Origin of the sequence: Azospirillum argentinense, from assembly GCF_000632475.1 — a bacterium.
Classification (GTDB): Bacteria; Pseudomonadota; Alphaproteobacteria; order Azospirillales; family Azospirillaceae; genus Azospirillum; species Azospirillum baldaniorum.
The window spans coordinates 335,061-352,455 of sequence record NZ_CP007796.1 but is presented as its reverse complement, the minus strand read 5'-3'; the positions used below and the strand labels follow the sequence as shown (position 1 = coordinate 352,455).

Sequence of the window (17,395 nt, the reverse complement as noted above, 5' to 3'; positions counted from 1 at the left end):
CCGATGATGGGAAGCGTTCGGCGATTGGGCGACCGTCCCGGGCGCTTCCTCTAGCCTCGCCGCGGATTTCAGCGAGGAAAGCCTTTTCCATGCCCCACCCGACCTTCCGCGCGCCGCCGCACGCACGCCTTCTTCCCTCCGCTCCGCTCCTTCTGGCGATGGCCGGTCCGGTGCTGGCGGCCGATCCGCCGGGCATCGTCGCAACCGCCCCCGTCGAACTGCCTCCGCTGACGGTCGAGGCCCGGCAGTGGAAGGAGGATGTCCAGCGCACACCCGGATCGGTCGAGGTGCTGACCCCGCAGGAACTGGACAATCCGCTGTCGGGGGGATTGCCGGCGGCCGTCGCCAAGCGCACGCCCAACGTCCAGATCGAGCAGTCGACGGTCCAGACGCGGATCGTCCTGCGCGGCATGACCAGCGCCAACACCGCCCTCCAGGACCCGTTGGGGTTCTTCGTGAACGACGTCGCCCTGCCGCACGGCGCCACCCAGGCGCCCCGGCTCCCGGACCCCGCGGCGTTGGAGGTCCTCAAGGGGCCGCAGGGCAGCCTATACGGGCGCAACACCGAGGCCGGCGCCATCAAGGCCGCCACCGCCGATCCCGACTGGACGTCCTCGGGGTGGGGCAGCCTCTACACCGGCTTTCAGGACGGCCCCGATGGCTGGCGCCCCACCGTCACGGCGGCCGGGCGGGTGTCCGGGCCGTTGAAGGATGACACGCTGGCCGGCTCGCTGGCCTTCCGCGCGGAGGACGCCCGGGGCACCGGCCTCAACCGCTTCGACGGATCGAAGAATGGCACCGAGACCGGCCGCTGGACCCTGTCCGGCGGCCTGGAGGCGCGGCCCGACGACGACACCGACGTCCGCCTGAAAAGCGTCGTCGAGCGGGCTGAACTGGGCAAGGCGCGGATGCGCTATCTGTCGGGCCCCTACGCCACCGGCCGCTTCATCACCAACTACAACACCCCCTCCTGGGACGATTCCACCAGCGCCGTGCAGTCCTTGCGGATCGACCACCGCGGAGACGGGCTCGACTTGACGAGCGTCACCGGCTGGACCCATTACAAGCGCGATTTCCAGATGGATCTCGACGGCTCGCCGCTCGCCACCCTGCCGACCCTGTCGACCCATCGCGATGACGCGCTGTCGCAGGAGATCCGCCTGACGTCCGCCGATCCGCAGGCGCGGCTGCGCTGGCTGGCCGGGTTCTATGCCCACCGGGAATGGACGGATCTGGATTTCAAGATCGGCACCCCGCGCGTCCGCCGCGAGACCACCATCGACCAGACCGGGTTGGCCGGCTTCGGACAGGTGGAGGTCGGCCTGACCGACGCCCTGCGCTTCGGGCTGGGCGGCAGACTCGAATGGATCAGCCAGAGCGGCTATCAGACGCTCTCCAGCCCGGCCGGGCGCTCCGCCTACGGGCAGGATCTCCACCACACGACGCTGTTGCCGCGCGTCAGTCTGTCCTACGAAGCCGGACCGGACGCGACCGTCTACGCCTCCTACGCGCGTGGCTATCTGCCCGGCGGCTACAATTACGGCACAGCGGCGAACCGCGGCACGCTGACCTACGCGCCCGAGTACAGCTGGACCGCCGAGGCCGGCGTCAAGGGCCGCTTCGCCGCCGGTCGCGGCGAGGCCGGGCTGGCGGTCTTCCACACGCGCACGACCGACAAGCAGATCGTCGATCTGGTGCCCGGCGGCACCCAGAAGGTCAGCAACGCCGCTGAGGCCGAGATCGTCGGCGCCGAACTGTCGTTGACCGGACGGCTGAGCGCGCATTGGACGCTGTTCGGCAGCGGCGGTCTGCAACGGGCCAAGGCGACCTCCTACACCGTCAATGTCAGCCGCAACGGCGCGCTGGTCCCCGCCGACCTGTCGGGCAACCGCCTGCCCATGGCGGCGCACGCCACCTACGCGCTGGGCGTGGGCTATGACGAGGGGGAGAGGGGCTGGTTCGGGCAGGTGGGCGTGAACGGCTCCGGTCCCTACCACTTCGATTCGGAGAACACGCTGCGGCAATCGGCCTTCGCCCTGGTCGATGCCCAGGTCGGTTACCGCTTCGCCGCGGTGGAACTGGGGGTGTGGGCCAGCAACCTGTTCAACCGCAACGTCTACGCCCGTGCCGTGCGGGCGCCGCTCGGCGTGCTGGCGGAGGACGGGGCGGCGCGCGAGGTCGGCCTGCGCGTCAAGGCGGTGTGGTGATGGCCATGACCATGCATCCCCCTGAACACCCTGCAACGCGCAACGCCCCGCTCCCGGCCCGGCTGTTCGACCTGATCCAGGCCCCGCTGCGCTGGCAGCTTCTGGCGGCGGGGTTGGAGTTCGGCCTGTTCGACCGGCTGGCGGAGCCCGCGACGGCGGCGGACCTGGCGGCCAGCCTGTCCCTGGACGCTGGACGGCTCGGCCATGTGCTCGACGCGCTGACGGCGATGGATCTTCTGTCCAAGAGCGAGGGCCGCTACCGCCTGACGGATGAGGCCGCGCCCTATCTGCTTTCCGATGGCGAGCGGAGCCTGCGCGACCTGCTCACCACCCTGCCCCGGGTGCGCCACAGCGACGTGTCGGCGCTGCTGCGCGCGGAGACCGGCGACGCCCCTCTCGACATGGCGGCACCGGAGTTCTGGGACCGCTCGGCCTTCAGCCTGCGCGCCTTCCATCGCGGCATGGGAACGGCGGCGATGGCGGCCGTGCTGGACGATCTGCCGGAATGGCCCTCCGCCCGGAGCTTCCTCGACATCGGGGCCGGATCGGAGACGCTGGCGCTGGCGGTCGCGGAGCGGCGGCCGGACATGAGGGTGGCATTGGTCGACCTGCCGCCGATGGCCGCTCGGATCTCCGGGCGGTTGGCGGTTGCCGGACCGGCGGGCCAGCGCGTCGCGGTGATCGCCGGCGACTTCAACGACGCGGACCTGGGCGGCGGGTACGATGTGATCTGGGCGTCGCTGACCCTCTATTACGCCCGCGATCTCGTCGCGCTGCTGGCGAAGGTCCGGCGGGCGCTGGCGCCGGGCGGCGTCTTCGTCAGCCTGCACGAGGGGCTGACGGCGGAGCGCACGCGACCGGAAACTCATGTCGTCGGGCGGCTGGTGGCGGCCCTGCGGGGTCAGGACCGCTCGTTCGACCGGGGAGCCATCGCCGCAGCGCTGTCCGCTGCGGGCTTCGCGCGGGTGGAAAGCCGGGACATCACCACCGCCTTCGGTCCGTTCAGGTTGGATTGCGGGCGGGACTGAGTGGTCGGCGGCGCACCCCGACGATCGGATGGATCAGAAATCCGAGCTTCCCGCGCGAGAGTGGTTGAGCTTCCCCTGAAGCAGTGGACAGCGGGTTATGCGGCCTGTCGCTCGGCCTGCTCAGGGGTGATGTAGCCAATCGCCGAGTGCAGGCGTTGGCGATTGTAGTAGCCTTCGATGTAGCCGAACAGGTCCCGCTTGGCGTCCTCACGGGTCGCGTACCGGTGATGGTGGACGAGTTCCGATTTCAGGCTCCCGAAGAAGCTTTCCATCGGCGCGTTGTCCCAGCAGTTCCCCTTGCGGCTCATCGACGGGGTAATGCCGTGGCTTTTCAAGGCCTTGCGGTAGGCCGCCGAGGCGTATTGGCATCCGCGGTCGGAAGGGTGCAGAAGGCCGGGGCCGGCCGCTGGCGCTGGAGGGCCATGGTGAGCGCCGCCAGCGGCAATTCGGTGCGCAGATGATCGCGCATCGCCCACCCAATCGCCTTGCGGCTGAACAGATTCAGCACCACTGCCAGGTACAGCCAGCCCTCGTCGGTTGGCACGTAGGTGATGTCGGTGAGCCAGACCTGGTTCGGAGCGGTGGGAGTGAAGTTGCGGTCCAGGAGGTTGGGGGCGATCGGCAGAGCGTGATTGCTGTCGGTGGTGCAGACCCGGAAGGCCCGGGGACGCTGGGCGCGAAGACCATGACGGTGCATGAGGCGTTCGACACGCCCCCGGCTGACGGTCCGGCCCTGTGCCCGCAGGGCGGCATGGATGCGCGGCGCTCCATAGCGCTCGCGGTGATCGGCGTGAAGCCGCCGGATGTCATCGAGCAATTGCCGGTTCGCCGCCTGACGCGGGCTCTCCGGTCGCGTGCGCCAAGCATAGTAGCCGGACGGCGACACGCCGAGCGCATCGCAGAGCACCCGGACCGGGTATTCGTCGCGGCAATCCTCAACGATCCGGAACCTCATTTCAGAGGCTCCGAGAAAATGCTCACAGTTTTCTTTAATATGTCTCGCTCCATGCGGACGCGATCCAGTTCGCGTTTCAGGCGCGCGATTTCCGCCGATTGATCGCCGGCGGCCAGGGGGGCCGGCGCTTGCCTGGTGGGGAGCTGCGCCGGCCCCCCTGGCCCGGAAACGCGCCGCCGCCACGTGCGCAGCATCGACGGCTGGATGCCCAAGTCCTTGGCAACATGCTCCAGGGGCCGGCCACTGCTTTCCAACAGGGCCACGGCTTCCCGCTTGAACTCGTCCGTGAAGAAGCGCCGTTTCGTCGTCATGTCCACCTCTCCGCTCCCCGCGGGAGCTTAACAAAGGTGTCCACCGATTCGGAGGAGGCTCAGCTCGATGACGATAGGGGGCAGCATGGTTGGGCCTCCCTCAATCCAGCCACGGCGACGCGCGGAGGCCGTAGCAGGGCGCGACCGACAGAGTGGCGGGTTCGGACGGTTCCGGCGGCAAGGTGTCGAGACAGCGCTGTACGGCGGTTTGCAAGTGCTGGTCCATGGGGTACGCCTGCGCCACGAACTGCTGAAGGTGGCGGAGGGCGAAGGCATGCTCGTTCGTCTTCATGGTGATTCCCAGATTTGCGATGAAAGGGCGGCGAAGGGCGATCAGAGCAACCCACGTTGCCGGGCTTCAGCTTCCGCATCCTGAAGGCCGGCGATGATCTGCGGCAGCAGCGCCACCGAGACCGTGAGGCCCTTCCGTGTCGGGCCGATTTCGCCCGTGCTGCGATATTCGGTGAACAGCCGCAGATCCACGAGCGGGTGACCGTTGTAGCTGGTCAGGGTGACGCGCAGTTCTTCCGTTGCGTTCTTCGGGATGGTCGCGACGATGGTGTCCGTGTCGGAATTCGACATGGCGCTGTGCTCCAGATGTGAAGGGATGAAGGCCGGGCCGGCGGCGGAGGTCGTCAGGACCAGGGCCGGTTCCGAGTGCGCCGCCTGTCGGCGGCGGGTGGTGGTGGTGATTCGGCAGGTGCCGATTTCTCGGGGGATACACCCAAGATATTAGAAGGAGTGCACGAAGGTGAACTTTACCCAGGTGGCGGATTTGCTGGGTTTCCGCCCGTCAAAAGTTCACGAAGGTGAACTGAGGGAGTTCACGAAGGTGAACTGAGACGGTTCACGAAGGTGAACCTGAGACCCTAATTTTCGAGGAGGCCCGGCAGGTGGCTTCTTCGGCCATCTCGGGCGTGATGCGCTTCCATTCGTCGGTCGGCGCTTCCCAATGTGGGAGCCCGTCCGCGGGCACGATTCGGGAGGGGTAGGGAGTATCCGGAATTTCGTGTTCGGCAGGGTTATCCTGAAGCGAAAGGAGCCCCTGCATGGCACGACGCAAAGAGCCCGCTATCCCGGACGCGATCCTCGACCAGCTTCTGGCTGGTGCTGACGCCAAGACGGCGTTCGATCCGAACGGTTTGCTCGACCAGTTGAAGAAGGCGCTGACGGAGCGGGCGCTGAAGGCGGAACTGGATCATCACCTTGCCGGTGACGAGAGCGGCAACCGTCGCAACGGCTATGGCCGCAAGACGGTGCTGACCGAGGGCGGGTCGATGGACCTGTCCATTCCACGCGACCGGACGGGAACGTTCGACCCGACGCTGATCGCCAAGTACCAGCGGCGGTTCCCTGGCTTCGACGAGAAGATCATCTCGATGTACACGCGGGGCATGTCGACACGGGAGATCACGGGACACCTGCGGGAGCTCTACGGCATCGAGGTTTCCGCCGACCTGATCTCCACGGTGACGGACGCGGTGATCGAGGAGGTGACGACCTGGCAGAACCGGCCCCTGGAGGCGATCTACCCGCTGGTGTTCCTGGATACCATCCGGGTCAAGATCCGGGACGAAGGCCTGGTGCGCAACAAGGCCATCCATGTGGCCATCGGCGTGCGCGCCGACGGCGTCAAGGAGGTGCTGGGCCTGTGGATCGAGCAGAACGAAGGCGCCAAGTTCTGGCTGCGCGTGCTGAACGAGCTGAGGAACCGGGGCCTCGAGGACATCCTGCTGGCCGTGGTCGACGGGCTGAGGGGCTTTCCCGAGGCGATCGCCGCCGTCTATCCCGNAAACCATCGTCCAGACCTGCATCGTCCACCTGTTGCGCCACAGCATGGGGTTTGCGTCCTGGAAGGACCGCAAGGCCATCGCCGCCGCGCTGAGGACGGTCTACGACGCCGTCGACGACAAGGCCGCCGAGGCGGCCCTGACCGCCTTCGAGGACGGACCCTGGGGCGAAAAGTACGCGGCCATCGGCAAGGCGTGGCGGCGGGCGTGGCAGGAGGTCATTCCCTTCTTCGCCTTTCCCCGCGAGGTCCGGCGCATCCTCTACACCACCAATGCCATCGAGGCTTTGAACTCGAAGCTGCACCGGGCGGTGCGCGCCAGGGGCCACTTCGCCAATGACGAGGCTGCCCTGAAGCTCCTGTTTCTCGTCTTGAACCGCGCCGAGAAAGACTGGAAGATGCCGCCGCGCGAATGGACGGCCGCCAAGGCGCAGATGGCCGTCATCTTCGGTGAGCGGTTCGCAAAGGCGATGAACGCTTGATATTCAACCCGCCCTGCCGAGCACGAAATTCCGGACACTCCCGAGGGGTAGAAGGTCAACCGGTAGCGGCTGACATGATCCTCCACCGCGTTGCGCTTCCCGCCCCGGCGCACCGCAATCAGCCCCAGGGCCTCCGCCTCCTCAATGGTCGGACGGATCAAGCGGCGCCCGATCCCCCATGCCTGAAGCTGGTCATAGGGTGCCGCGAGGTTGCCGTTCTCCTTGCCGCCGTGGGCCATATGCTCCTTCTGCAAAAACTCGATCAGGCGCACACAGTTGATGGACCGAGCGCGCCACGCCGGGGAGACGTTAAGCTCAGCCGAAATCCAAACGAATGGTTCCGGCGGGCTGTTCACGTCTTTGAGGCGGAAGCTCGCGGGCTTGCGGCTCATTCATCGCCTTCCCCCCGGTCAGTGCGGCCGGCGGACTCCCATTGACGCACCAAGGCATCGAGGCTGTCCCTGCGAGCGTGTCAAACGACATCCCGAACTGCCCCCCTGGCGACACGAGGAGCTGCCCCCCGGTTGCGCCGCTCAGGCGGTGGTCGGTTGAGGCGCCGCAGCGGGCTTCTGCAAAAGCCCGCTGCGGCGCTTTTCGCGCAGTCGATAGCTGTCACCGCGGATGGTGACAACATGGCTGTGGTGGAGCAGCCGGTCGAGGATCGCGGTGGCCACCACCGGATCGCCGAAGACGCTGCCCCATTCCCCCACGGCCCGGTTGGAGGTCACCAACATTGCCCCCTTCTCGTAGCGGCGGCTGACGAGCTGGAAGAACAGATGCGCGGCGTCCGGCTCGAAGGGCAGGTAGCCCAGCTCATCGACGATCAGCAGCTTGGGCTTGGCGTACTGCAGTAACCGTTCCTCCAGCCGGCCGTCGGCGTGGGCCTTGGCGAGCTGGGCCACCAGCGTCGTTGCCGGGCTGAACAGCACCGAGTAGCCGGCCACGATGGCCTCCCGCCCGATGGCCACTGCCAGATGCGTCTTGCCCACCCCCGGTGGTCCAAGAAACAGCACCGCCTCGCCGTTGGCGATGAAGCGCCCCGACGCGATCTCCCGGATCTGCGCCTTGTCGAGCGACGGCTGGGCGGCGAAGTCGAAGCCGGCCAAGTCGCGCACGAAGGGGAAGCGGGCCAGTCCGAAGCCCATGTCGATGCGGCGCTGGTCGCGCCGGGCGATCTCCCGCTCGCAGAACAGCGCCAGGGCCTCGCGGATCGTCAGTTCCCGCCGCCCGGCCTCGTCGATCAGGCTGTCGAGCTGGTCGCGCAAGGCCGTCACGCGCCCAGACCCAGCCACCGCTTCACCGTGTGCTTGGAGCAGCCCAGTTCCGCCGAGATCCGCTTCACGCCCCAGCCCAACGCCTTCAGCTTCAGCATCGCCGACACGTCATCCGGCGCCTTCATCACGTCCCTCCGCGGTTCACAGCCCCGCGGAAAAGCCTCGTTCAAGCTCGGCATCTCTCAAGTCCCCTTCTCTCAAGGGGGGCAATTCCTCGTGTCGCCAGGGGGGCAGTTTGACGTGTCGCCTGACAGAGCGGCGATCCTGTTCGTGCCCGGCGGCTTGAACGTCGGTAGGTTGCCCTTTTCGTGCTGGTAGTGGGCCTGTCGCTTCGTGACGCCAAGGTGCTTGGCGATGCTGCCCAGCCCCCAGACCAGCGCCCCGCCATCGGCCGCCTGTTGCTTCGTCATGTCGTATCTCCCGGTGCTGTGAAGGACACGGGGCCGGTGCCTACCGGCCACCAAGATCGGTGTTTGGCGGCTCCGAATGGGGCCGCTCTTGTCGCGCCGTTGTCGCGTCCATGTCGCGGCGTTGTCGAGTGGATGCGCCGTAACGCTTTGTAACGACACGGATTTCTCCGATTTGCCTTGTCGCAAAAAAAGAGCCCCCTTTCGGGGGCCAAAAAGTAGACTTTATGATTTAGTTTCAGAGCCTTACGATGACTTCATCCGCATTGTTGTGGCCGAGGAGAATGAAGTCCGCCAGTGCCACCGACGCCATCTCCTGCTTCTTCCGGCCGATGATAGGGGAAAAGTCGCCGCTGCGGCGGCCATCCGCCACGGTGTAGCCGACCTTGTAGGCGTCGACCTTCTTGCCTTCCTTGTCGACGATCGTCGGCAGGAGAATGAAGCCGGCGCGGTCGTCCGCCATCTCCTTGGCAAGCTGCTCCCATGATGCCCGCTTCGTCGCGTCATTGAGTCGCCAACCGGGATTTCCAGCGTCACGATGCCGCCGGCCCGTACCGCGACGGAGGCCTCCGCGTTCTCGAACATGCGCAGCGCCATGTAGGGCCGCACCGCAGGCTCCAGGATCGACTTGCCTTCCGGGTTGCCGCGGTTCGCGGTGGTGCGGATCAGCACCAGGCGCTCCATGGGGATCTGCACCTCCCGGCCCCGCACCGGGTCGAGCTGGTAAAGGCCGAGCAGGTCGTCGGATTCCTGATCGAACCACCACCGCTGCATGGTGTCCTGAGAGCGCAGCGCGATCTTCCGCAGCCCGATCTTGCCGTCCTTGTACTGGCTACCAGCCAGCGGGTCGGCGCCCTTCGGCGTCCCGGTGCGCTTCCGATACACCATCTCGAACGGCGCAAACCCGTAGGGGAACATCGTCACAGCGTCCGCAACGAAGTCCTCCCAGGTGTGCTCCATGTCCTCGAACAGCACCCCTTCCACGAAGTCGCGTGCTTCGCGGTACGCCGGCGTGTCGCCGCTCGCCTCGATGCGCCAGGACACCGACCGGAACAGCGCCGTCAGCGCGAACAGCATCGCCGCGATGGTCGGGTCCTTGGTCATCTCCCGGTATTTCCGGATGGCCTGGAGACCACGGAGCTGCGGGTCCTCATCATCGTAAATGTAGCCGCCCCAGTGGCGGAGACCGCCGCGGCCAACCTCGGTCAGCAGGCTCAGGCCGGAAGCGCTCCCCGCGTTCGAGCCCGCGGCCTTGGTGATCTGGTCATCGGACATCGGCAGGCTCTATCTGGTGCAGGTGGGTGGGTTACGACAGCAGGCCGGCGCCACGGCCGCCGAACACGGGCGCGACGGACGGCATCACGAAGTCCTCGATCGGTTCTGGCGCGTAGGTCAGCACCAGCGCTTCCGCGAAGTCGGGCGACGGGATGCCGCGCCGGGCCAGGGACAGCTTGGACTCGATGCCAATCCGCCCTTTCTCGTTCTTCAGCCATTTTGGTACTGGGAGCTGGCCGGTGAGTTCTTTGCTGTCCGGCAGGACGATGATGTCCTCAAGGGGGTGGTCGCAGCCACCCTCCTGCCCTTCCAGGAACAGCAGCAGTTCATGGGAGCGCTGGAAGGCGCAGCGCACCGTCCACCAGAGTTCCGCCTTCAGGTTGGCGAACATCTCCTTCGCCTTCCGTCCGTCCGGCCACTCCGCGTCGCTCGGTGGATTGCCCACGTTGATCGGGTGAACCTTCAGCCCGTCCGTGTTGGCATGGTTCAACGTGCTGGTGACGGTGTTGCCGACACCGATGGGATCGTAGTTCATCACCCTGGCGCCAGCCCGGCGCGTCTCATCGAGCGCGGCGTGCGTCGTCGTGATGTTGTCCGGCGTGTTCCAGGATTTCGGCGTCCTGACCACCGGCCCCTTGCGGATCACCAGCACCGTCTTGCCTTTGCCGCCGCCGCCGACGTCCATCCCGGCCACGCCCGGCGCCGCTGGCGATGTCCAGCGCTCCAGCCGGTCGCCCAGCAGTTTCCCGAGCTTGCATCCTCGACACGGCTACCGAACGTCGCCTTGAAGCAGCCAGCGGTGCACGCAGAACGCAACCGTCAGGTAGGACGCCCCGGCATCACGGCACTTCTCGACGAGCCATTCATCCCCATTCTCGACGCATTCCTGGAGCCACCACAGGAACTCGACCTGCTTCGGGAACAGGTCGAACGGCATGAAGGGGACTTCTCCTTCCCAATCTCGCGAGGGTCGTAGGTCCAGCACCAATCGTTGACGAAATCGACGACGTTATAGGCGAGGTGCGCCTTTGTGAGCACCTGGAGCTTCCTGTCCCGCGCCGTCCTTTGGGCAAGCGCTAATCGCCTCAGCATAGAGGCGTGCAAGCTCGGACGGAGGGAGCTTGTCGTAACCGGAGTTTCGGACATCGACGCTCATCTCCGCATCCACCTTCACCGGTGTTCCGTCCGGCGAACTGAGGCCCTGGTTGTCGGTGGTCTGACCCAGCGCCAGCCGCCCGATGCGCTGCGCCCGCTCCAGCGTCCCGGCGAGGCTCAACAGGTCTTTCGGCGACAGCGGCTGCGCGTCCTTCTTCCCCGCCGCCGGCTTCCGTGAGCGCTGGATTGCCATCGCTACTTCTGCCTGGAGAGTCTTTGCAATCGTCAGGCTGGTGGCGTCGAATTTGGCTCGCTCTCCCGCGATGACGTGGGTGCGAAAATCTGGAGCCCCGCTGGTCGCCCCCCTGGGATCGATTCCGGTGCGGCGGGCTGAATGGGTGGTGTCGGATCGGGCGCCGCGTCCAGCGGCCTCGGCGCTTCCGGCGCGGATGGTTGCGTCTGAATGGTCGTCCGATATGACGGGCCTGGGGAGGTCATCCAGGCCGATGCCATGGCGTTCGACTTCGAGCCCTTCGACCTCGGTGTTTGCTTCCTCCTGCTGATGTTCCTGCCGGTGTCCCGCCGGGCAACGTTCGTCCAGAAGCTGCGGCAACGGATCAAGCCCGGTGGCGCCCTCATCGTCTTCGACAAGTGCGAAGCGGCGACCGGCTATCCCGCCACCGTGCTGTGGAGATTGACGCTCGCCGGGAAGGTTTCCGCAGCCGCCTCGATGGCGACCAGCCGGGCTCTGCGATCCTTCAGCGTTTCGGAAAGCGCCCGTCCGATTACAGCATGGCACGCACTCCTGGAGTGAGGAAACTGGCCAGATCCTAAAGCGAACTTCCGTTCGCTTTAGACTCTTATCGCCTCATTCGCCGGCGGGCTCCGGTCGCATGTGCGACCGGGACCGCCGTCGCGGTCCAAAGCGGATTGCAATCCGCTTTAACGCTGGCCTACTGGCGGGCCGGCGGCAGGCCGTTGACCAGATTGCTTTGGATCACCCAGACCACGGGGCGGCTGCTGGGATCGACGGCCTCCGCCCAGACCTTCACCGTGGACTGGCCGAGGCGGTGCCAGCGGCCTTCGATGCGGGTGGCCAACGCCTTGGCCTCGCCCTCGGCCATGAGGTCGAGCGGCGTTACAGCGGCGCCGGTTTCGGCGCCGTGATGATCAGGCATTTGTGTTGTCCCTGGCGGAAGTGGTCCGGCGCGGACAGCGCTGTTTCAGCCAGCGGCCAAAGACGGCCAGCGGGGCGAAACAGACTTGGAGTCTGGAGGGGATGAATTTTGGGCGGGCACACTACGCCCGTCAGGAGTTCGATACGTCATTTCGCGGCGCGTGGTCAACACGCTTTGCGAGTCCAAAATGCATTTTATGCGATTCAAAGTGAGTCGTGTAGAATTCAGAAATGCTGCGTCATTGCCCCCGCCTCGATAGCATGGGAGAGAGCTTCAGGAGGCTCGCCCTGTTGCGCAGCTGACCTCGTCCCATGCTTGGACGGTGAGGTGCTTCGCGATCCGACCATCCCGCAGGTCGAGGGTCATCGACGATATCACGTGGCAGCCGTCAGGATAGGCGCACTCTTCGACGAAGGCCGCACGGTCCGCCCCAACGACCTCTCGGCCGACGCGATGCGTCATGTTCCTGGAGCAGACATCACGCCAGAATGCCGCAATCGCCTCCTTGCCCGACAACGTCATCGGCGAGCTGGGCGGACGGTTGCGATCGACGATGATCATCTCGGCATCATCGGCATAAAACTGGACCAGCGTGTCGGCATCGCTATCTTCGATGGCTCGTTTCAGGTCATCAAAATCGAAGGTTTTGGCTGCCGACGTGGTCATGGCACCCATCCATGGAAAAGTTAAGGTGCGGAGGTGTCAGAATACGCCTCTGGATGCGGGAAGTCCGCAGCGCGGATGGGTATAGAAAGGCCGTCCTCGCGGTCACGGAGACCGCAGATCAGGCCATCGGCGTGGGGCCAATGGATGTGAATGGCGCATAAGACGCGCCAGAGTTCCGGCGCCACCTGATCACCGTGCCTTTATCCCAATTATTTTGAACCAAAATAGGGGTGACCAAACCCACTTATGGAAGAACCGACAAGCCCCTTTCCTTCGCATCACGAACCTCTGTGTCGCGATACCCTCCTTGTTAGGCGCGTGGCGACTTGAGAGGTTCTTCCATGGCCACTTGGACCCCCGATCCCAGCTTCTATCCATCTCCACGTATGGCGATGAAAGCTCCCCCGGAGCGGCTGGCCTATGTGGCGATGTTGAACACGGACACCATCGCCCGCCCGGATGCCCTCGGTGTCGTTGACGTCGATCCCGGCTCTTCGGGTTACGGCCGGATCATCAGCCGCCTCGACATGCCAAATGTTGGTGACGAGCTGCACCATTTCGGCTGGAACGCCTGCAGTTCCGCTTTGTGCCCTTACGCGCCTCATCCGCACGTCGAGCGCCGCTACCTCATCATACCGGGGCTGCGGTCTTCGCGCATTCACATCGTGGACACCAAGCCAGACCCAGCCCATCCAAAGATCGTCAAGGTGATCGAGCCGGAGCAGCTGGCCGCCCGCGCCAACTATTCCCGCCCCCACACCCTGCATTGCGGTCCTGAGGGCATCTATGTCAGCGCGCTCGGCAACGGTGAGGGCAATGGCGGTGGGCCGGGCGGTGTATTTCTTATCGACCATGAGACGTTCGACGTGCTCGGCCAATGGGAAATCGACCGCGGGCCGCAGTTCCTCTCTTACGATGTCTGGTGGCACCTCGGCCAGGATACGATGATCACCAGCGAATGGGGTACGCCGGACATGATCGAGGACGGCCTCAACCCGGATCTTCTGCTGGGTGCGAAGTACGGTCGCCGAGTCCACTTCTGGGACTTGCACCGCCGTCGGCATCGGCAGACCATCGATTTGGGTCCGGAGTATCAGCTGGCACTGGAGTTGCGCCCAGCACACGATCCGACCAAGGCGCACGGCTTCATGAACGCTGTGGTCAATCTGACGGATCTCTCCTCGTCGATCTGGCTGTGGCATCGCGACGGCGGACAGTGGGCGATGCAGAAGGTCATCGACATCCCGGCTGAACCGGCCGATCCGGATCAGCTGCCGCCCATGCTCAAAGGTTTCAAGGCGGTGCCGCCGCTGGTCACCGACATCGACCTGTCACTGGATGACCGTTGGCTGTACGTGTCGTGCTGGGGAACCGGTGAGATGCAACGCTACGACGTCTCTGACCCCTTCCGCCCCAAACTGACCGGCTCGGTCCGGTTGGGCGGGATCGTCGGGCGCAGCCGACATCCAAGCGCTGAAGGCGACCTCAACGGCGGCCCGCAGATGGTCGAGGTCAGCCGTGACGGCAAACGGGTCTACTTCACCAACTCGCTGTACCGGAGCTGGGATGAGCAATTCTATCCCGAGGGCATCAAGAGCTGGATGGTCAAGCTCGACGCCACCCCGGACGGCGGCCTGAACATCGACGAGCGGTTCTTCCTGCGCTTCGAGGACGGGTTCCGCGGGCACCAAATCCGGCTGGAAGGCGGTGATGCGTCCTCGGACTCGTACTGCTATCCATGAGTGACCTCTGGCAGTGGTTGGCGCTGATTGGTCTCGGCGCCTTCCACGGGGTCAACCCGGCCATGGGGTGGCTCTTCGCCGTCGCGTTGGGTCTGCAGGAAGGCCGCCGCGGGGCGGTGATCAAAGCGCTGCCGCCGATCGCGCTGGGCCATGCCCTGTCGGTGCTGCTGGTGGTGATCGGCTTTGCCACGGCCCATCTGGTCACCGCGTCCGACCTCGTGAAACCGACCACGGTGATCGTGTTGATCAGCTTCGGCGCCTATCGGCTGGTGCGTGGTTACCGTCATCGGGTGCGGGTCGGCATGCAGACCGGTTTTGCCGGGCTGACCCTGTGGTCCTTTCTGATGGCATCGGCGCACGGCGCCGGGCTGATGATCCTGCCCCTGTTGCTGGGTCTGCTCGCCCCAGCACAGCTGATGGCGCTGTCGCTGTGTGGACCAGGGGCCGAGATGACGGGCATGATTGCCGCGCTTGGCTCGGCGGCGGTTGGTCTGGCTGTGGTCCTGGTGCATATGGCGGCCATGCTGGCGGTGATCGCTATCATGGGGCTGGTGATCTTTGAGACCGTGGGGCTGGGCATCCTGCGCCGCGGCTGGGTGAATTTCGATCTGCTGTGGGCGGGTACCCTGATCGGCACGGGGGCGGCTCTACTGCTGCTGGGGTGACTACCTTCGGCGCGGCCAACGGAAGACGGGAGGCACGTGATGACAACGTATGTTTTGCTGGCGAACTGGACGGATCAGGGGCTTCGCAACGTCAGGGAATCACCCAAGAGGCTGGACACGGCAAAGGCAGCGCTCAAGGAGATGGGTGGGGAATTTCAAGCCATTTACATGACCATGGGAGAGTACGATCTCATCGCCGTGTATGAGGCCCCGGACGATGCTGTTGCTGCGCGGTTCATGCTGTTGCTCGGTGGGTTTGGCAACGTGCGTACCAAGACGCTCAAAGCGTTCCCCGAACGGGCATATCGCGAGATCATCGGTTCTCTTGGGTAAAAAGAAAGCCGCTTCTTCCCGCAAGCTCGGACCGGTATGAGCCTCCTCCGAATCGGTGGACACCTTTGTTAAGCTCCCGCGGGGAGCGGAGAGGTGGACATGACGACGAAACGGCGCTTCTTCACGGACGAGTTCAAGCGGGAAGCCGTGGCCCTGTTGGAAAGCAGTGGCCGGCCCCTGGAGCATGTTGCCAAGGACTTGGGCATCCAGCCGTCGATGCTGCGCACGTGGCGGCGGCGCGTTTCCGGGCCAGGGGGGCCGGCGCAGCTCCCCACCAGGCAAGCGCCGCCCCCCTGGCCGCCGGCGATCACGATCACCGCGAGCGCTATGGAGCGCCTCGCATCCATGCCGCCCTGCGGGCACAGGGCCGGACCGTCAGCCGGGGGCGTGTCGAACGCCTCATGCACCGTCATGGTCTTCGCGCCCAGCGTCCCCGGGCCTTCCGGGTCTGCACCACCGACAGCAATCACTCTCTGCCGATCGCCCCCAACCTCTTGGACCGCAACTTCACTCCCACCGCTCCGAACCAGGTCTGGCTCGCCGACATCACCTACGTGCCAACCGACGAGGGCTGGCTGTACCTGGCAGTGGTGCTGGATCTGTTCAGCCGCAAGGCGATTGGGTGGGCGATGCGCGATCATCTGCGCACCGAATTGCCGCTGGCGGCGCTCACCATGGCCCTCCAGCGCCCGCGGCCGGCCCCCGGCCTTCTGCACCCTTCCGACCGCGGATGCCAATACGCCTCGGCGGCCTACCGCAAGGCCTTGAAAAGCCACGGCATCACCCCGTCGATGAGCCGCAAGGGGAACTGCTGGGACAACGCGCCGATGGAAAGCTTCTTCGGGAGCCTGAAATCGGAACTCGTCCACCATCACCGGTACGCGACCCGTGAGGACGCCAAGCGGGACCTGTTCGGCTACATCGAAGGCTACTACAATCGCCAACGCCTGCACTCGGCGATTGGCTACATCACCCCTGAGCAGGCCGAGCGACAGGCCGCATAACCCGCTGTCCACTGCTTCAGGGGAAGCTCAACCCACGCCACGCGCGAGAACGACGACACCTTCGGCGCGGCGCGGCGGCCGACCATCGCTTTCAACCCGGCCAACCCGCGGGTGGCACTGCCCGCCGGTTCGATCCCCGCCGGCGATACCAGCTACGACCGCAGCTACACTGGGTTCAGCCCCAGCCTCGGCCTGACCTGGAAGCCGCTGGAGGACCACACCCTCTACGCCGCGGTCAGCCGCAGCTTCGAGCCGCCGACCCACGACGACCTGATCGCCACCGTCAACGGCACGCCGAACAGCAGCGCGGGGCGCCCGAACCCGGCCCAGCCCGGCCTCGTCTCCACCGCCTACCGCACACCGGACCTCGAGGCGCAGACGGCGACCACCGTCGAGGCGGGCTGGCGCGGCCGTTTCGGGGTCGTCGCGGTCGATGCCGGGACCTATTACTCCTGGGTCAAGAACGAGCTGTTGAGCCTGCGCGACGCCAGCGGGGCCTCGCTCGGCGCGGTGAACGCCGACCGGACGCGGCATTTCGGCGTCGATCTCGGGCTGTCGGCCTTCCTCACCGAGCGGCTGAGCGGCCGGATCGCCTACACCTTCCAAGACTTCCGCTTCCAGGACGACCCGGTGCGCGGCGACAACCGTTTGGCCGGCGCGCCGCGCCACGTCATCAACGCCTCGGCGCGCTACGACATCAGCGGCGCGTGGTCGGTGGGTGCGGAGGTGGACTGGTATCCCGGCAGGACCCCCGTGGACAACATGAACAGCGTCTACACCGACGGCTACGCCACCGTCGACCTGCGCAGCACCTACGCCATCAACAAGCGTGTCAGCGTCTATGGCGAGACGCGCAACATCTTCGACGCGACCTACGCCTCCTCGACCCTGATCGTCGATCAGGCGTCGCCCACCCAGGCGGTCTATCTGCCGGGCGACGGGCGGGCCTTCTACGCCGGCCTGAAGGTCAGCTTCTAAAAATCG

18 protein-coding genes and 3 pseudogenes are annotated in these 17,395 nt (G+C 65.8%); 9 read left to right on the top strand and 12 right to left on the bottom strand.

What is annotated here, in order from left to right; all coding sequences use genetic code 11:
• Positions 1 to 89 precede the first annotated feature (89 nt).
• Together ABAZ39_RS27860 and ABAZ39_RS27855 are read left to right on the top strand one after the other, a co-directional pair.
• The gene (locus ABAZ39_RS27860; RefSeq protein WP_051658646.1) at positions 90 to 2,207 is read left to right on the top strand and encodes a TonB-dependent receptor; all 2,118 of its coding nucleotides are present in this window, start codon (positions 90 to 92) and stop codon (positions 2,205 to 2,207) included.
• Positions 2,208 to 2,212: 5 nt separating this feature from the next.
• Positions 2,213 to 3,235, top strand: coding sequence for a class I SAM-dependent methyltransferase (locus ABAZ39_RS27855; RefSeq protein WP_247881772.1), 1,023 nt, complete (start codon positions 2,213 to 2,215; stop codon positions 3,233 to 3,235).
• Positions 3,236 to 3,330: 95 nt separating this feature from the next.
• Here the strand turns inward: ABAZ39_RS27855 and ABAZ39_RS27845 are convergent.
• The 3 genes and pseudogenes from ABAZ39_RS27845 to ABAZ39_RS27830 all read right to left on the bottom strand — a co-directional run bounded on the left by ABAZ39_RS27845 (position 3,331) and on the right by ABAZ39_RS27830 (position 5,083).
• Positions 3,331 to 4,501: pseudogene (locus ABAZ39_RS27845) on the bottom strand (IS3 family transposase).
• A gap of 100 nt (positions 4,502 to 4,601) precedes the next feature.
• Positions 4,602 to 4,793, bottom strand: coding sequence for a hypothetical protein (locus ABAZ39_RS27835; protein ID WP_040137530.1), 192 nt, complete (start codon positions 4,791 to 4,793; stop codon positions 4,602 to 4,604).
• A gap of 41 nt (positions 4,794 to 4,834) precedes the next feature.
• The gene (locus ABAZ39_RS27830) at positions 4,835 to 5,083 is read right to left on the bottom strand and encodes a transcriptional coactivator p15/PC4 family protein (RefSeq protein WP_051658645.1); all 249 of its coding nucleotides are present in this window, start codon (positions 5,081 to 5,083) and stop codon (positions 4,835 to 4,837) included.
• Between the two features lie 467 nt (positions 5,084 to 5,550).
• Between ABAZ39_RS27830 and ABAZ39_RS27825 the strand changes: the two are divergent.
• Positions 5,551 to 6,772, top strand: a pseudogene (locus ABAZ39_RS27825) (IS256 family transposase).
• Between the two features lie 533 nt (positions 6,773 to 7,305).
• Here ABAZ39_RS27825 and istB read toward each other — a convergent pair.
• The 7 genes from istB to ABAZ39_RS36665 form a co-directional block, all read right to left on the bottom strand.
• Entirely contained in the window at positions 7,306 to 8,088 is a 783-nt protein-coding gene (gene istB, locus ABAZ39_RS27820) for an IS21-like element helper ATPase IstB (protein ID WP_051658644.1), read from the bottom strand.
• Positions 8,043 to 8,171 (bottom strand): helix-turn-helix domain-containing protein, encoded by a 129-nt coding sequence (locus ABAZ39_RS35160; RefSeq protein ID WP_247881771.1) that lies wholly within the window; start codon positions 8,169 to 8,171, stop codon positions 8,043 to 8,045. Before ABAZ39_RS35160 ends, istB begins: the two co-directional genes overlap by 46 nt.
• 72 nt (positions 8,172 to 8,243) lie before the next feature.
• Positions 8,244 to 8,456, bottom strand: coding sequence for a hypothetical protein (locus tag ABAZ39_RS35900; protein WP_103041808.1), 213 nt, complete (start codon positions 8,454 to 8,456; stop codon positions 8,244 to 8,246).
• 243 nt (positions 8,457 to 8,699) lie between these two features.
• Complete coding sequence (locus tag ABAZ39_RS33505; RefSeq protein WP_051658643.1) at positions 8,700 to 9,728, bottom strand: phage portal protein family protein; 1,029 nt, start codon at positions 9,726 to 9,728, stop codon at positions 8,700 to 8,702.
• 31 nt (positions 9,729 to 9,759) lie between these two features.
• Complete coding sequence (locus ABAZ39_RS27810) at positions 9,760 to 10,422, bottom strand: hypothetical protein (protein WP_144243656.1); 663 nt, start codon at positions 10,420 to 10,422, stop codon at positions 9,760 to 9,762.
• Positions 10,423 to 10,497: 75 nt separating this feature from the next.
• Complete coding sequence (locus tag ABAZ39_RS36330) at positions 10,498 to 10,665, bottom strand: hypothetical protein (protein ID WP_160174871.1); 168 nt, start codon at positions 10,663 to 10,665, stop codon at positions 10,498 to 10,500.
• 72 nt (positions 10,666 to 10,737) lie between these two features.
• The gene (locus ABAZ39_RS36665; protein WP_144243655.1) at positions 10,738 to 11,436 is read right to left on the bottom strand and encodes a hypothetical protein; all 699 of its coding nucleotides are present in this window, start codon (positions 11,434 to 11,436) and stop codon (positions 10,738 to 10,740) included.
• Here ABAZ39_RS36665 and ABAZ39_RS37795 point away from each other — a divergent pair.
• Complete coding sequence (locus ABAZ39_RS37795; RefSeq protein WP_160174870.1) at positions 11,335 to 11,637, top strand: class I SAM-dependent methyltransferase; 303 nt, start codon at positions 11,335 to 11,337, stop codon at positions 11,635 to 11,637. The genes ABAZ39_RS36665 and ABAZ39_RS37795 overlap by 102 nt on opposite strands.
• Before the next feature lie 139 nt (positions 11,638 to 11,776).
• Here ABAZ39_RS37795 and ABAZ39_RS27795 read toward each other — a convergent pair whose 3' ends face one another.
• On the bottom strand, positions 11,777 to 12,001 hold the full coding sequence (locus ABAZ39_RS27795; protein WP_040137526.1) for a hypothetical protein: 225 nt from the start codon (positions 11,999 to 12,001) through the stop codon (positions 11,777 to 11,779).
• A 273-nt stretch (positions 12,002 to 12,274) separates the two neighbouring features.
• Positions 12,275 to 12,667 (bottom strand): nuclear transport factor 2 family protein, encoded by a 393-nt coding sequence (locus ABAZ39_RS27790; RefSeq protein WP_040137525.1) that lies wholly within the window; start codon positions 12,665 to 12,667, stop codon positions 12,275 to 12,277.
• A gap of 341 nt (positions 12,668 to 13,008) precedes the next feature.
• On the opposite strand from ABAZ39_RS27790, the gene ABAZ39_RS27785 reads away from it, so the two are divergent.
• From ABAZ39_RS27785 to ABAZ39_RS27765, 5 genes and pseudogenes are all read left to right on the top strand, one after another.
• Positions 13,009 to 14,409, top strand: coding sequence for a selenium-binding family protein (locus tag ABAZ39_RS27785; RefSeq protein WP_040137524.1), 1,401 nt, complete (start codon positions 13,009 to 13,011; stop codon positions 14,407 to 14,409).
• Positions 14,406 to 15,074, top strand: coding sequence for a hypothetical protein (locus ABAZ39_RS27780; RefSeq protein WP_040137523.1), 669 nt, complete (start codon positions 14,406 to 14,408; stop codon positions 15,072 to 15,074). The genes ABAZ39_RS27785 and ABAZ39_RS27780 overlap by 4 nt, the downstream gene beginning before the upstream one ends.
• 39 nt (positions 15,075 to 15,113) lie before the next feature.
• Positions 15,114 to 15,407, top strand: coding sequence for a GYD domain-containing protein (locus tag ABAZ39_RS27775; RefSeq protein WP_040137522.1), 294 nt, complete (start codon positions 15,114 to 15,116; stop codon positions 15,405 to 15,407).
• Positions 15,408 to 15,506: 99 nt separating this feature from the next.
• Positions 15,507 to 16,411, top strand: a pseudogene (locus ABAZ39_RS27770) (IS3 family transposase).
• 111 nt (positions 16,412 to 16,522) lie between these two features.
• The gene (locus ABAZ39_RS27765) at positions 16,523 to 17,389 is read left to right on the top strand and encodes a TonB-dependent receptor domain-containing protein (protein WP_247881791.1); all 867 of its coding nucleotides are present in this window, start codon (positions 16,523 to 16,525) and stop codon (positions 17,387 to 17,389) included.
• Positions 17,390 to 17,395 lie beyond the last annotated feature (6 nt).

Bases quoted from the DNA above. Each gene is read 5' to 3' on its own strand.
- ABAZ39_RS37795 (WP_160174870.1), top strand. From the start codon at position 11,335: ATGGCGTTCGACTTCGAGCCCTTCGACCTCGGTGTTTGCTTCCTCCTG.
- ABAZ39_RS27860 (WP_051658646.1), top strand. From the start codon at position 90: ATGCCCCACCCGACCTTCCGCGCGCCGCCGCACGCACGCCTTCTTCCC.
- ABAZ39_RS35900 (WP_103041808.1), bottom strand. From the start codon at position 8,456: ATGACGAAGCAACAGGCGGCCGATGGCGGGGCGCTGGTCTGGGGGCTG.
- ABAZ39_RS27785 (WP_040137524.1), top strand. From the start codon at position 13,009: ATGGCCACTTGGACCCCCGATCCCAGCTTCTATCCATCTCCACGTATG.
- ABAZ39_RS27790 (WP_040137525.1), bottom strand. From the start codon at position 12,667: ATGACCACGTCGGCAGCCAAAACCTTCGATTTTGATGACCTGAAACGA.
- ABAZ39_RS27835 (WP_040137530.1), bottom strand. From the start codon at position 4,793: ATGAAGACGAACGAGCATGCCTTCGCCCTCCGCCACCTTCAGCAGTTC.
- ABAZ39_RS33505 (WP_051658643.1), bottom strand. From the start codon at position 9,728: ATGTCCGATGACCAGATCACCAAGGCCGCGGGCTCGAACGCGGGGAGC.
- ABAZ39_RS27830 (WP_051658645.1), bottom strand. From the start codon at position 5,083: ATGTCGAATTCCGACACGGACACCATCGTCGCGACCATCCCGAAGAAC.
- ABAZ39_RS35160 (WP_247881771.1), bottom strand. From the start codon at position 8,171: ATGAAGGCGCCGGATGACGTGTCGGCGATGCTGAAGCTGAAGGCGTTG.
- ABAZ39_RS27795 (WP_040137526.1), bottom strand. From the start codon at position 12,001: ATGCCTGATCATCACGGCGCCGAAACCGGCGCCGCTGTAACGCCGCTC.
- ABAZ39_RS27780 (WP_040137523.1), top strand. From the start codon at position 14,406: ATGAGTGACCTCTGGCAGTGGTTGGCGCTGATTGGTCTCGGCGCCTTC.
- ABAZ39_RS36330 (WP_160174871.1), bottom strand. From the start codon at position 10,665: ATGCCGTTCGACCTGTTCCCGAAGCAGGTCGAGTTCCTGTGGTGGCTC.
- ABAZ39_RS27855 (WP_247881772.1), top strand. From the start codon at position 2,213: ATGACCATGCATCCCCCTGAACACCCTGCAACGCGCAACGCCCCGCTC.
- ABAZ39_RS27775 (WP_040137522.1), top strand. From the start codon at position 15,114: ATGACAACGTATGTTTTGCTGGCGAACTGGACGGATCAGGGGCTTCGC.